Source organism: Caproiciproducens faecalis, from assembly GCF_019448085.1.
GTDB lineage: Bacteria > Bacillota > Clostridia > Oscillospirales > Acutalibacteraceae > Caproiciproducens > Caproiciproducens faecalis.
Genome location: NZ_JAGFNZ010000002.1, coordinates 123,643 through 137,425, shown reverse-complemented (window position 1 = coordinate 137,425; position 13,783 = coordinate 123,643). Strand labels below are relative to the sequence as shown.

The window sequence follows — 13,783 nt, the reverse complement described above, 5'->3', positions numbered from 1 at the left end:
TGCTAAAGCTTTTCGGTTAAGCTACAAAAGGAAGGCGGATTTCATTGGATTTTGGCTTTATCATACAGAGCCTGCCGCTCTATTGGAAAGCGGCGCAGCTGACGCTGACCATTTCCGTTTGGGCGATCGGCTTGTCGCTCCTTTTAGGTTTTTTTTGCAGCCTGATTCTTTATTTTCAGGTTCCGGTATTAAGCCTTATTGTTAAAATTTATATTGAGATTTCCAGAAACACCCCGTCGCTGATTCAGCTGTTCTTTTTGTATTACGGGTTGACACAGATCGGTCTGAAGCTGGAAGCGGAGCTTTGCGCGGTTGCCGGACTGACCTTTCTGGGCGGCAGCTATATGGCGGAAGCGTTCCGCAGCGGCTTGGAGGCGGTGGGGAAAACACAGATTGAATCGGGACTCAGCATTGGGCTTTCCCGTTCGCAGCTGGTGCGTTATGTAATTTTTCCGCAGGCTTTTTCCGTTTCCATGCCCGCGCTGGAAGCCAACGCGATTTTTTTGATTAAAGAGACGTCGATTGTAAGCGCGGTAGCGCTGCCGGATTTGATGTTTATTGCCAAAGACCTGATCGGTATGTACTATTCGACCAAGGAAGCGCTTACCCTGCTTGTCCTTTTTTACCTGATTTTACTGCTGCCGGTGTCGCTGCTTTTGACTGCTCTGGAAAGGAAGGTGCGCTATGGACAGTTCGGGAATTAGTGTTGTTTTTGAAGGTTTCAATCTTCTCCGCCTGCTGAACGGCTTGCTGGTTACGGCGCGGATTGCCCTGATCTCCGTTTTCATTTCCGGCGTTCTCGGCATTGTTCTGGGGATTGTGATGACCTCGAAGTGGAAAGCGGTCCGTTCCGTGTGCCGAATCTATCTGGAAGCGGTACGGATTATCCCCATCCTTGTGTGGCTGTTTATCTTCTACTTTACACTGAATCTGGAACTGGGGGGAGAGTTAGTATCCATCATTGTCTTTTCCCTTTGGGGGACGGCGGAAATGGGCGACATTGTCCGCGGTGCGGTGGAATCCCTGCCAAAGCATCAAAAGGAATCCGGTGCGGCCCTCGGCCTTACCTATGTGCAGATTTACCAATACATCATTATTCCGCAGACCGTACGGCGGCTGCTGCCCGCCGCCATCAACCTTGCCACGCGCATGATTAAAACCACATCACTGGTTGTATTGATCGGCGTGGTGGAGGTCTTGAAGGTGGGTCAGCAGATCATAGAAAGGTCCATTCTGGAGGTGCCTACGGCGTCCTTCTGGATTTATGGTTTCATATTCCTGCTTTATTTTGCAATCTGTTACCCGGTTTCGCTCCTGTCCAAGCGGCTGGAACGAAAATGGCAGTCCTGAGGAGGTAGAACATGGAACAGGATATTCTTCTTGAAATCAATCAGCTTCACAAAAATTATGACGACAGAACCGTTCTGAACGGGGTAAACCTGAAAGTCCACAAGGGAGAGGTCGTCGTCATTCTCGGGCCTTCCGGCTGCGGAAAAAGCACGCTGCTGCGATGTATTAACGGCCTTGAGCCGATACAGTCGGGAGACATCAGTCTGGACGGCCAATCCATTTCCGCTGCCGGGACCGACTGGCATCTGGTTCGCCAGAAAATCGGGATGGTTTTTCAGAGCTATGATCTTTTCCCGCATATGACGATTCTGGAAAATATTTTGCTCGGCCCTCTGAAGGTGCAGAAGAGAAGCCAGGAAGAAGCCACCCGGCAGGCGGAAGCGCTGCTGGAGCGCATTGGGCTTCTGGACAGAAAAGACGCTTTTCCCCGCCAGCTTTCCGGCGGGCAGAAACAGCGCGTGGCGATTGTGCGTGCTTTGTGTATGAATCCGGAAGTAATGCTGTTTGATGAGGTTACGGCGGCGCTCGACCCCGAAATGGTGCGTGAAGTGCTCGACGTAATGCTTGGCCTTGCGAAGCAGGGTATGACCATGGTGATTGTTACCCATGAAATGGGTTTTGCCAAGGCGGTTGCGGATAAAGTGGTATTTATCGATGAAGGGAAAATCGTGGAGGAATCCGACGCGGAGCTCTTTTTTACCGACCCGAAAACCGACCGTGCAAAGCAGTTTCTGAATATTTTTAATTTTAATGAAGAGAAGGGTTAATTATGAAAAAGACAGGCAGAATTCTTGCCGCCGTGCTGGCGGTTGTACTGGCATTGGGAACACTTGCGGGATGCTCCCAGAAGAGCGCCCAGCAGTCCTCACTGGAGACCATTAAGAAGAATGGAAAAATCAAAGTCGGGGTGTTCAGCGACAAGCCTCCTTTCGGCTATGTGGATGCTCAGGGGAAAAATCAGGGCTTTGACGTTTACATTGCGAAACGGTTTGCAAAAGACCTTTTAGGTGACGAAAGCAAGGTCGAATTTGTTCTTGTAGAGGCCGCGAGCCGTGTAGAGTACCTGCAGTCCGGCAAGGTGGATCTGATTATGGCCAACTTTACCGTGACGGATGAAAGAAAAGAGAAGGTTGACTTTGCAAATCCCTACATGAAGGTTGCACTTGGCATCGTTTCCCCGGACGGCAGCCAGATCACCGATGTCTCCCAGCTCAAGGGCAAAAAGCTGATCGTCAACAAGGGAACAACGGCGGAAACTTATTTTACGAAGAACTATCCGGACATTGAACTGCTGAAATATGACCAGAATACCGAGGCGTTTCAGGCGTTGAAGGACGGACGCGGCGCCGCTCTCGCGCACGACAACACCCTGCTGTTTGCCTGGGCCAGAGAAAACAGCGGTTACACGGTCGGCGTTTCCTCCTTAGGCGAACAGGACACGATTGCACCGGCGGTGAAAAAGGGCGACAAGGAGCTTCTTGACTGGGTCAACAACGAACTGACCGCTCTGGAAAAAGAGAAATTTATTCATGAAGCCTATGACGCCGCACTGAAGCCGGCATACGGCGACTCCGTCTCTGCGGATGACGTGGTGATTGAGGGCGGAAAAATCCAATAACGGTTTACACAAAAACAACGCCGGAGTAACCGGCGTTGTTTTTGCGTTCTGAGGAAATTAGCCGTATTTCAATCTGTCTTTCACTGACCTGTCGCCGCCGACCCGTGGAGCCAAAAAAATAAAAGGAATTTTGGTTGTTTGACATCTGACTGCACGGCGGAGATAATAAGATTATAAAAAAGCTTTTAAAATGATTAAAAACCTGTTGACTCTCCCCTTGGGTCATAGAGTACTATCAGTTTGCGGGGTGAAAAGATGGAATACACGGTAAAAGAAGTATCTGCCATGACGGGCGTAACAATTAAAGCTCTTCACTATTATCACAAAATTGGTTTGCTTCTCCCATGCCGGGTGACGGAAGCCGGCTACCGTCTCTATGGGAAAAAAGAACTGGAACGACTGCAGCAAATTCTTTTTTACCGAGAACTGGAATTTTCCCTCAGAGAAATTCAGACAGCATTGCAGAGCGAGTCCGATCGGATTACATGCCTGAAGCGGCAGCAGAAACTGCTTTATGCACAAAGGCAGCGAACCGACTCTCTGCTCGACACGATCCGGAAATCCATTCGTTCTGCGCTGAAAGGAGAAACCATGAGCGAACAGGACTTGTTTCAGGGATTCGACCAACAGGGCTGGGAAAAAGCACTGAAACCGCAAAGTGACTATCTAAAAGAAAATTATCAGATTGACCTGAAAACGGCGGAGATCAATCCCGGGGAGCTGAATGAGAAAGCCGCCGAAGCAAAACGGTTTATGGATGCTATGTCTGAGGCATTGAGAAACCAAATATCTGCCGCCGATGAAAGAGTACAGAACCTTGTAAGAGATCATTTGAAGTTTTTAAATGACCATGGCACCAAAATGGATGCAGGGCAATTCTATCATACCTCTCAATTTTTGTCTCAGGATCAGTTTCACCGTAAAATGATGGAAGATCAGCAAATCGGCTTAAGTTACTTTCTGCTGGCTGCCGCAGCGCAGCATGTCGGCAATTTGAAAAATACAGAAGAATAGTTTAGGAAAGACCCGCTTGATCAGCGGGTCTTTCCTAATATCACGGTAATCATCAGATACACGCGGGCACGGACAGCCCAAACAGGTGTCGCCGTCAGCCGCGGTGCGAAAGCGTGGACGGAAAATGAAAAAGGCGGCAATCCATCCCGATGAATTGCCGCCCGGTGGGCATAACTATACAATACGATAACATATCCAAAAGAAAAAGTCTATTCTTTTTCGATTTTATCTGCTATACTGTTCCACACTGCGCAGTTAATTTTATTTGAAAGGTGATTTGCATGAATAAAACAAAGATTTCCAATATTCCATACGGACCCTATATTGCCGTGATCGCTGGTGCGACTGTCAAGGGAAAGCCAAGTTATACGACCATCGGCGCATACGGGGTCGTCAGTCAGCGCCCCGTTCTGTATGTATCGCTGAAAAACACGCATTACATCACACAGGGAATCCGTGAAAACGGTTTTTTCAGTGTGAATATCCCGGATGTCGGCCTGATCGAAAAAACCGACCTGTGCGGGATAGTATCCGGAAATTCCAAGGATAAGTCCCAGGTTTTTTCCGCTTTTTATGACGAAGCCGGGGATGCCCCGATGATTGAAGAATGCCCGGTCAATTATCTTTGTAAGGTTATCCAGACCATTCCGGTCTTTGATTTCACAATGTTTTTGGGAGAGATCGTCGCTGCTTACGCGAAAGATCAGTGCCTGGAGAACGGTACGCCGGATGCCGCGCGGGTCAAGCCGACCATTATGATGGCTGCCCGGTACTTCGATATCGGCGAACCGGTTGGGCGTGTTTTTCAAAGCGGACGTGAATTGGCCGCGAAATGATAAAGAAAGCAGGAAATTCCCTGTTAAACAGACATGGCGCCCGCTTAGCGGACGCCATGTTTCTTTTATTATCTGTATATTTTCACTCTGTCTTCAAGGGGAAGGAAAGTTTTTTCATCCGGGGATGTGGTTGGTTTGCCGAACGGCATCTGGCCGAGGAGCTTCCACTCCTTCGGAATATTCCAGTTGGCTGCGACTTTTTCGTCAATCAGAGGGTTGTAATGCTGAAGGCTTGCGCCGTAACCGTTGGACTCAAGCGCTGTCCAGATGATGAATTGCAGCATACCCGAGGATTCCAGCGACCAGACCGGAAAATTGTCTTTGTAAAGAGGGAATTGCTCCTGCAGCCCGGTCACAATACGCTGATCCTCAAAGTAAAGAATGGTGCCGTATCCGTCACGGAAGGAGTTGATTTTCTCTTGTGTAGATGCGAAATTTTTCTCGGGGACAATGTCTCTCAAGATTTGCAGTGTCTCCTCCCAAAGCTTGTCGTGCTCCTTGCCTAAAAGAACAACCGCACGGGCGCTTTGCGAGTTGAAAGCGGTGGGGGCGTATTTGACCGCGTCCTGAATCAGGCCGACAATTTCTTCATCAGAGAGCACTTTTTCTTTGCTGATTGAGTAAAAGGATCTGCGCTTTTTAACAGCATCCATAAATTTATTTTCCATGATACACTCCGCCTTTCTTAATACACTGTTATGCTGCGGAAAAGAAATTTCGCTTATTCGCTGAAAATGCAGCCACTGGGGAACTCCATGGAGCAGCTGGCCTCATCCGGTATTTCGTATTCTTCATTTGCAAAATTTAATTTTTTATTGAAATCTTTTTCATTCATAATAAGAACCTCCTGTTGATTTATTTCTTTTTTATGGTTATAGTATAGCCTGTTTTCTCGGTTTAATCTATCCTGAAAAGGTAGATTTTAGAGCTTAAAAATCAATTTCTTTTGTATAAAATGATAATAGTTATTAATATTGTTATTCGGCTCTTGCTTTTCCTTCTTCGGCATTCTATAATAAAATTATTGGCTTAAACCGATATTGTTGAAAAGGCAGGGACCTCCGATGGGAGGCCCCTGCCTTTATGTTGCTTGTTTTTCTGCGGCGGCGTGGAGCACAATGGAAATTCGGGTACCGATGTCCTCCCGGCTCAAAACTTCCATATGCCCTCCGTGCCGTTCCGCAATCCATTTTGCAATGGACAGGCCCAGCCCCGTTCCGCCCGTGGCCCTTGCGCGGGATTCGTCTGCGCGGTAAAAACGGTCGAAAATACGAGGCACCGCATCGGACGGGATTCCGATGCCTTCATCCTGTACCGTCAGCCTGGCACGGCCTTCTTCACCGGAAACGGAAAGGGTGATCCGCTTTCCGGCAGGAGAATATTTGATGGCGTTGTCCGTAAGAATTCGCAGCGCCTGCTTGATTAATCCCTCGTCCGCGTTGACAAAAACAGGGACAAGATGGGATTCAAATTCGTGCCCCGCGTCAATCATCTGCGTTTCGCGCAGCACCTCCGCGGCAAGGGCGGACAGGTCGAACCGTTCGATTTGAAGCGCCATGGTGTTGTTGTCGCCCCGGGCAAGAAACAGAAGCTGTTCCACCAGCGCCTTCATGTTCGCGGTTTCTTCTTTGATGGCGTCAATGGATTCCTGCAAAGTTTTCGCATCGTTTTTCCCCCAGCGGTCCAGCAGGTTTGCGTATCCCTGAATGACGGAAATCGGCGTTCTTAACTCGTGGGACGCGTCTGAAACAAAGCGCACCTGCGACCGGTAGGATTCGTTAATCCGGTCCAGCATCCCATTAATAGCGGACGCAAGTGTTTTCAGTTCGTTCTGCGTTTCACCCACCGAAATCCGGGTGTCCAGCTTGGCGGCGTTGATTCCGTCCAGTTTGCCCGCGAGTGTTTCCAGCTGTTCGGGCGTTAACGCTTCACCGGTGTTGAGGTTCTTTGCGGTTTGCGCCAATTCTTCAATCGGCCGCAGGGTTTGCCGGATCACTCTGGCTCCCCGGGATAATCCTCCCAAAAGCAGAAGCAGCTCCAGCCCGAGCAGAACCCAGAAAGCAGATTCCATAATCCGGATGGAAACGGCGTTGGTGACGGAAATCAGGTAGGTTTTCCCATGAATATCAGCCGTAACTTTATAAGTAATTCCTTCTAAATATTTTCCAAAGGGGAGGCCCGGGGTTTCCGGAAACACGATGCTCCGTACACCCGACGCGGTCAGTTTTGGAAAGCGCTCCTGCAGAAACCCGGGAACGCCGAAACGGATTCCTTTCGGTTCTTCCAAGCGGTCGGAAATACGGATTCCGGTCTCCTCCAGCCACGTCTGTTCTAACTGCGAGGGCAGCCCGCTTTTGCTTAGGATTTCGGCGGTATGCACCGCCGCTTGCTCACTGCGCACAGCAAGCCCTGTTGCGCAGAGAATGAATAAAACAATATTCAGGGTGAGAAACAGGCTGAAAGTGCGCAGGAAAAGCCGTGCGTTGAGCTTCAGGACGATGGAAAATTTAAATTTATCACCGAGACGGCTGGCGGGGCTGCTGACCGGTTCACTGTTCATCTTTTATCACATACCCCACTCCTCGGACGGTCTGAATCAGTTTCAGGCCGAACACGTCGTCGATTTTCCCGCGCAGATACCGCACATAGACGTCGACGGCGTTGGTTTCTCCCGTAAAATCAAAGCCCCAGACATTTTCCAGCAGTGTTTCGCGGGAAATCACCAGCCCTTTGTTTTTCATCAGGTAGTGGAGAAGGTCAAACTCCCGTTTGGTCAGTTCCACGGGTGTGCCGTTCACCGTAACGGTGCGGCTCGCGGTGTCCAGTGTAACGCCGCAGCAGGCCAGCGCCGTGCTTTCCGGCTGCGGGGCGGACTTTCTCAGCGCGGTGCGAATCCTTGCGAGGAGCTCTTCAATGGCAAAGGGCTTTGTGATATAATCGCTTGCCCCGCTGTCCAGCCCGGAGACCTTATCCATAACGCTGTCGCGGGCGGTCAGCATGATGACCGGTACGGAGGACGTCCGGCGCAGCCTGCGCAGCACCTCCATACCGCTCAGCTTTGGCAGCATAATGTCCAGAAGAACAAGGTCGAACCTGCCTGTTTCCGCAAGTTCGAGCCCTGTTCTTCCGTCAAACGCTTTTGCTGTGTGATAACCCTCGTAGCCAAGCTCCAGCTCGACAAAGCGGGCAATTTTTTCTTCGTCCTCAACAATCAGTATGTTCGCACCCATTGTCAGTCCTGCCGTTTCCCGTTATTTTTGATTGATGGAGTTTTTAATGCTCTCCGCGGCGTCTGCGGCGCTGTCCATCGCGTTGTTTACGGTATCACCGGTGAAATTCGGGCCGCTGAAGCGGTAGCGCAGACCGAAGAACAGCCCTACGATCATCAGCGGGATGGTGACCCAGAACGCGAATATCAGAAGAAGTACCAGAACGGAAACCGGGATGCACGCTTTGCTTTCCGGCCCTTTCAGGACTTCAAAGTAGTTGGTGTTGCCAAGGCGGATAATCTTCATCAGAAATCTTCCGAATTTTTTCATCAGGGAAGAAAAGGTTTCTCCTCCGTTATATCTTGGGTCAGCGTATGCCCGCACCGGCTCCGCTCCCATAGCTGGGTTCTGTTCCTCTTCTCTGGCGCTGCTGTAGTATCCGCCGCCGGCCGGCGCCGATACCTTTCCCTGCTTCTCCAAATAGATCAGCGCTTCCAGCAGGTCGCCGTTTGTCGCGTCCAGTGCCGCTTTTGCCTCGTCATAGCTTACGTTTGCCTTTTCACGCAGTTTCTCTACCTGCTCCAGTGTAGTCATACAAATTTCTCCTTTATTATTTGTTTGAATCTTTTTGCACAATTGTTGATTTTCAGATTGGTTCCGTCTCAGTTGAGCATGTTTAAATTCTAACAAATAAAACTTTAAAGGGAATTTATCAAATATTAAAATCACATTAAAATCATTTTATATTATCTGAATGCGGTTTTCAATACGCTGCGCGCGGAAATATTGCGACGGCTTACGCCTGCAGCTCCTCTATAAAGTCCAGAAGGAGCTGCGGCAGCACTTCCTTGAAGTACGGCAGGTACAGGCGCTCGTGCATTTTGTGCGCGTCCTTGCCGATAGCGCCGATATTGACCACGGGGATGTCCAACTTCTGCATTTCTTCAAAATTGTAGGAAGCACCGGCGTTCAGACCGACCAGATTTTTTTCCAGCAGGGTAATGTCTTCGCTGTCTCCCTGAAAACCGAGTTCGCTTAAATCGGATATTCCTTCGTAAACCTCCGACAGTTCAATAGAGATATGCTCTTTCTGACGGCTCATAATCAGCTTTCGGACAATGGATTCTATTTTCAGCTCCGCCGCGCTTTCGCGCTGATTTACGCGGGAGGGGCAGTACGGGGGCAAAAATCCGACGATAAACGCGGGGTCCTCCAGATGCAGAATCCCGCACAGCTCGTTGACAAAATTCAGGCAGCAGTCCTGAATGTCCATTTCCCGCGGGCACTGGAGCAGGAATTCACGCAGGGATTCTTCCGCGTTTTTCCCGGTTGCCGTTTCATATTCCGCGCAGAGCGCTTCAAACGGGATGATTTTTGCCTGTGCGCCGGGTTTTCCGATTTGTTCAAACGCTTTACGGGAAGAGGACAGCGCCAAAGAGGAAATCAGCTCCAGAATTTCCCGCGGCCTTTTTTTAACGAACAGATAATTAAAATACATGGCAAATCTGCTCGGGATGGTAACGGAGTAGCTTTTGCGGAAATCCATGGTTCTCAGACAGCAGATGGGGGGATAGTCCTTCCCTTTGAAGGTCTCTGTAAAAGCGGGATTGTTTTCCACCGCAACGCCCAGATGAAAGGCCATCAGCGCCGCGCTGATCCCCTCGCCGTATTCGCCCACATGGCTTTCTTTTCCCACCGCCAGCACAAACGGCGTCACCATGCCGATGGTGCCAAGGTAAATGCGTCCGCACTCCTTGCTTTCCGGGGTGATGGTCGGCTCGCTGTCAATACAGCAGAGCAGTTCATATCCTTCCTGCTGCAGGGAGCTAAAATACCGTACCGCCTCATGGATTCCGTTTGCGTTGTTTTCTTCGTCGATCACCGGTACCCAAAGCAGGTTGACTTTGAGCAGTTCCCTGTTTTCGGCATAGTGCTTCAGAACGGCCCACTGTGCCGCAAGCCCCGATTTCATATCGGCGATTCCCCGTCCGGCAAGGTAGTCGCCGCTTTGGAGCTCCCGACGGATTTCTTCCTTTAAATCGGTTTTGAGCAGGGCGGCGGTGTATTCGGCAGGAGAAAAAGCAAGGTGCTTCAGGCTGCCGCAGACTTCCGTGTCCACCGTGTCGATATGTCCGCTTAAAATGATTGTTCTAGCGGTGGGCAGGGGGGCTTTCAGAAACGCGACCAGATTGCACCGGCCCAGCGGATCATTCTCCACAGGCTGCAGGAACAGACAGTCGGGGTTGTTTTTGAAGTATTCCACATCTTTCAGGCCGTCGTATAGGAACCGGGCACCGTCGTTTTCACCGTGCTCACTGCCGTTAATGGTGCTCACGCCGCAGAAATCCACTAAAAACCGAAGCATTTCTTTGGCGTCCGTCTTGTTGGGATGCAAATCAATCATTCCTCCAATCAATGAAAAAGCATGGGCCGGTATTGCTACCGGCCCATTGAGATCTCTTATCCGACATAGTCCTTGTGCGGGAAAATGGGCAGGGTATTCGGGTCTGTGCCCGCCAGCATTTCATTCACAAAAGTGGGCAGCGCAAACGCGCCTTCGTGGATCTGTGAATTGTAATACATGGTTTTCAAACCGAATTCTTCCCAGCGCTTTGCCTGATGGTCGAGAATCGGGTCGTACCGTTTGGACGCAAAGCCAAACAGCCAGTGACCGGACGGATAGGTGGCAATATTATACTGATACACTTTTACAATCGGGAAAACCTCTTTGATTTTCCGGTGCGCTTTGCGCATTTCCCTTACATGGAAATTGTAATAAGGTGATTCGTGCTGATTAATCAGGATTCCGTCGCCCGAAAGAACACGGAAGCATTCCCTGTAAAAATCTGTGGTAAACAGGCCTTCGCCGGAACCGATGGGATCGGTGGAATCCACCAGAATCAGATCATAAGAGCCGTCCGGAGTGTTTTTCACATATTTCAACCCGTCCTCAAAGTGCGGATGCAGGCGCGTTTCCGTTGCAATATGGCCCGCCGTCTGCGGCAGATACTGCTGGCAGAGCTGCATAACCCTTTCGTCAATCTCGACCAGATCGACTTTTTCAATATGCTTGTACCGGCAGATTTCGCGGGAGGTGCCGCCGTCGCCGCCGCCGATAATCAAAACACGCTTAATGTCGGGGTTTGTTGCCATTGGGACGTGCGCAATCATATCGTGATACGCGAATTCGTCCTTCTGGGTAACCATCATCAGTCCGTCCAGTGTGAAGAAGGTGCCGTAGGTGTCGGACTCAAAAAAATCAATTCTCTGGTAAGGGGTAACCTCCGAGTGAAGCGGTTTTGTCACCTTGATTGAAAATTTTGTGCTGCTGTCCCAGTTTTGGGTATAAAGAATATCTACAAAAGGCTGATCCATTTTTTGTTCTCCTTTACAGTTTGTTTTACAGCGAAAATTGTCCGCCGCGTTTTAGGCTTTTATCGGTCATTGCCGGCTAGAAGCTCCCGGATATCGTTGGGGAGCGCAAAACTGCCGGTGTGAATATCAGTATTGTAGTATTTTGTCCGCAGTCCAAGGCGGTTCCAGCCCGCCGCGTCAAAGTCCAGCGGGTCGTATTTTTTAGAGGCAAACCCGAAGAGCAGATGCTCGAAGGGGTAAGTCGGAGCATGCGCCAGATAGGTTCTGCAGACGGGGAAAAAATCGGTCAGGTGCTGATTGGCGCTCTTCATGGAATGAACGTATTTTTCGTGATAGGGATTTTCGTGCTGATTGACCAGAATGCCGTTTTCAGTCAGCGCCTTGTAACAGTTTCCGTAAAATTCCTTGGTGAAAAGTTCTTCTCCCGGCCCGAAAGAGTCGGTGGAATCTACCAGAATCAGGTCATAGGCGTTTTCTTCTGTCCGCACAAACCGCAGTCCTTCCTCAAAGTGCAGGGTGACCCGGGGGTCGTCCAGCTTGCAGGCGGTCTGCGGCAGATATTCTCGGCAGGCGTCCACCACCATTTTGTCGATTTCCACAAGGTCAATGTGTTTCACGCCGCCGTAGCGGGTCAGCTCCCGCACGGAGCCGCCGTCGCCGCCGCCGATGACCAGCACGTTTTGAATGCCCGGATTGACCGCCATCGGTACATGAACCATCATCTCGTGATAAATAAATTCATCCTTTTCGGTCAGCATGATCTGTCCGTCCAGGGTTAAAAAGCGGCCGACTTCGCCTGATTCCAGAATATCGATTCTTTGGAACGGAGTCTGCACCGAACAGAGCTGCCGGTTTACCCTGACCGAAAAGCGCGTGTTTTCGGAAGGTTCTTCCGTGTACCATAATTCCATACGATTACTCCTTTACCACCCGAATGGTCTCCATTTGCAAATCTTCCGTTCCGGTTAATATGCACCCTTTTTCCTTGGCGTAGGCAATATAATCGAGTATTTCGGCAGTAATCCGTTCGCCCGGAGCAAGAATGGGGATGCCCGGCGGATAGCACATGACAAACTCGCTGCAGATACGGCCCGCGCTCTCCCGGATGGGAAGAGTGCTTTTGTCTGCGTAAAACGCCTCCTGGGGCGTCATCATAACCTCCGGATTGATATATTCGTGGTCAAACATGCCGGCGCGATCCTTGGAACAGAGCCTTTTAATTTCGGAAAGGGACGAGACCAGCCGCTCGATCGCGAACAGATTGTCCCCGACAGAGATGATGGCAAGAATGTTCCCGATGTCCCCAAACTCAATCTGGATGCTGTATTCATCCCGAAGAATGTCGTAAACTTCAATGCCCGCGCGGCCAATGTTGCGCGTATGCACCGAAAGCTTGGTGATGTCGAAATCATAAACCGTGCCGCCGTTGATAAGTTCTTTGGAAAAGGCGTAGTATCCGCCGATTTTATTGATTTCCGTGCGCGCGTATTCCGCAAGAGAACAGACTTCCCGGAACATTTCTTTTCCTCTCAGCGCCAGATTGCGGCGTGAAAGATCCAGAGACGACAACAGCAGATAGGAACCGCTGGTTGTCTGCGTCAGATTGATGATCTGGCGGACGCGTCCTCCGCTGATTCTGCCGTTGGACAGCAGAAGGGAGCTCTGGGTCAGAGACCCTCCGGTTTTATGCATACTCACGGCGGCCATGTCCGCTCCTGCCGCCATAGCGGAAACAGGGGAGCCCTCGTTGAAATAGAAATGGGTGCCGTGCGCTTCGTCGGCGAGCACCGCCATGTTGTGCCGGTGCGCCAGTTCTGTAATCGCGCGAAGATCGGAACAGATTCCGTAGTAGGTCGGGTTGTTCACCAGCACCGCCTTGGCGTCGGGGTTTTCCAGTATGGCCTTTTCAACATCCTCAAGGGACATTCCCAGCGGGATTCCCAGCTCTTTGTTGATGCCGGGGTTTACATAAACCGGAACCGCACCGCTGATGACCAATGCGTTGATCGCGCTGCGGTGAACATTCCTCGGCATGATGATTTTATCCCCCGCCCTACAGACGCTCATAATCATGCTTTGTACGGCGGAGGTTGTTCCGTTTACCATAAAGAAAGCGTCCCGGGCGCCGAAAGCTTCAGCGGCCAGCCGCTCCGCGTCCCGTATGACGGAAACCGGGTGGCACAGGTTGTCCAGCGGCTTCATGGAGTTGACGTCCACCGTCAGGCACTGCTGCCCCAGAAAAGAAGTCAGTTCGGGATTGCCTTTGCCGCGTTTGTGTCCGGGAACATCAAAAGGGAGCACGCGCATCGCCTTGTACCGTTCCAGTGCCTCATAAATGGGCGCACTGTTCTGTGAAAGTTGATCCATCGTATTTTTCCCTT

Annotated in this window: 14 protein-coding genes; 6 read left to right on the top strand and 8 right to left on the bottom strand. The window is 50.6% G+C overall.

Features of this window, described 5'->3' with window-relative positions; translation table 11 throughout:
- The first annotated feature begins 38 nt into the window (after window positions 1–38).
- The 6 genes from J5W02_RS05015 (at window position 39) to J5W02_RS04990 (ending at window position 4,818) form a co-directional block, all read left to right on the top strand.
- Window positions 39–704: an amino acid ABC transporter permease gene (locus J5W02_RS05015; RefSeq protein WP_219965270.1), complete on the top strand. Its 666-nt coding sequence runs from the start codon at window positions 39–41 to the stop codon at window positions 702–704.
- Window positions 685–1,350, top strand: coding sequence for an amino acid ABC transporter permease (locus tag J5W02_RS05010; RefSeq protein WP_219964588.1), 666 nt, complete (start codon window positions 685–687; stop codon window positions 1,348–1,350). The genes J5W02_RS05015 and J5W02_RS05010 overlap by 20 nt, the downstream gene beginning before the upstream one ends.
- An 11-nt stretch (window positions 1,351–1,361) precedes the next feature.
- A complete protein-coding gene (locus J5W02_RS05005; protein ID WP_219964587.1) occupies window positions 1,362–2,117 on the top strand; it encodes an amino acid ABC transporter ATP-binding protein in 756 nt (251 codons plus the stop codon).
- Window positions 2,118–2,119: 2 nt separating this feature from the next.
- Window positions 2,120–2,968 (top strand): cysteine ABC transporter substrate-binding protein, encoded by an 849-nt coding sequence (locus J5W02_RS05000; RefSeq protein WP_219964586.1) that lies wholly within the window; start codon window positions 2,120–2,122, stop codon window positions 2,966–2,968.
- A 255-nt stretch (window positions 2,969–3,223) separates the two neighbouring features.
- Window positions 3,224–3,982, top strand: coding sequence for a MerR family transcriptional regulator (locus J5W02_RS04995; RefSeq protein WP_219964585.1), 759 nt, complete (start codon window positions 3,224–3,226; stop codon window positions 3,980–3,982).
- Between the two features lie 281 nt (window positions 3,983–4,263).
- A complete protein-coding gene (locus J5W02_RS04990; RefSeq protein WP_219964584.1) occupies window positions 4,264–4,818 on the top strand; it encodes a flavin reductase family protein in 555 nt (184 codons plus the stop codon).
- A 68-nt stretch (window positions 4,819–4,886) separates the two neighbouring features.
- On the opposite strand, the gene J5W02_RS04985 is transcribed toward J5W02_RS04990, so the two are convergent.
- The 8 genes from J5W02_RS04985 to J5W02_RS04950 all read right to left on the bottom strand — a co-directional run bounded on the left by J5W02_RS04985 (window position 4,887) and on the right by J5W02_RS04950 (window position 13,769).
- Complete coding sequence (locus J5W02_RS04985) at window positions 4,887–5,486, bottom strand: nitroreductase family protein (RefSeq protein WP_219964583.1); 600 nt, start codon at window positions 5,484–5,486, stop codon at window positions 4,887–4,889.
- 413 nt (window positions 5,487–5,899) lie between these two features.
- On the bottom strand, window positions 5,900–7,378 hold the full coding sequence (locus tag J5W02_RS04980; protein WP_219964582.1) for a sensor histidine kinase: 1,479 nt from the start codon (window positions 7,376–7,378) through the stop codon (window positions 5,900–5,902).
- Window positions 7,368–8,048 carry a response regulator transcription factor gene (locus J5W02_RS04975; protein ID WP_219964581.1) on the bottom strand — a complete coding sequence of 227 codons (681 nt, stop codon included), beginning with the start codon at window positions 8,046–8,048 and terminating at the stop codon, window positions 7,368–7,370. Before J5W02_RS04975 ends, J5W02_RS04980 begins: the two co-directional genes overlap by 11 nt.
- 21 nt (window positions 8,049–8,069) lie before the next feature.
- Window positions 8,070–8,621 carry a UBA domain-containing protein gene (locus J5W02_RS04970; RefSeq protein ID WP_219964580.1) on the bottom strand — a complete coding sequence of 184 codons (552 nt, stop codon included), beginning with the start codon at window positions 8,619–8,621 and terminating at the stop codon, window positions 8,070–8,072.
- A 202-nt stretch (window positions 8,622–8,823) separates the two neighbouring features.
- Window positions 8,824–10,431 (bottom strand): M20/M25/M40 family metallo-hydrolase, encoded by a 1,608-nt coding sequence (locus J5W02_RS04965; RefSeq protein ID WP_219964579.1) that lies wholly within the window; start codon window positions 10,429–10,431, stop codon window positions 8,824–8,826.
- A gap of 56 nt (window positions 10,432–10,487) precedes the next feature.
- A complete protein-coding gene (speE, locus tag J5W02_RS04960; protein ID WP_219964578.1) occupies window positions 10,488–11,402 on the bottom strand; it encodes a polyamine aminopropyltransferase in 915 nt (304 codons plus the stop codon).
- A 59-nt stretch (window positions 11,403–11,461) separates the two neighbouring features.
- Window positions 11,462–12,313 carry a polyamine aminopropyltransferase gene (gene speE / locus J5W02_RS04955; protein WP_219964577.1) on the bottom strand — a complete coding sequence of 284 codons (852 nt, stop codon included), beginning with the start codon at window positions 12,311–12,313 and terminating at the stop codon, window positions 11,462–11,464.
- A 4-nt stretch (window positions 12,314–12,317) separates the two neighbouring features.
- Entirely contained in the window at window positions 12,318–13,769 is a 1,452-nt protein-coding gene (locus J5W02_RS04950) for an aminotransferase class I/II-fold pyridoxal phosphate-dependent enzyme (protein WP_219964576.1), read from the bottom strand.
- Window positions 13,770–13,783 lie beyond the last annotated feature (14 nt).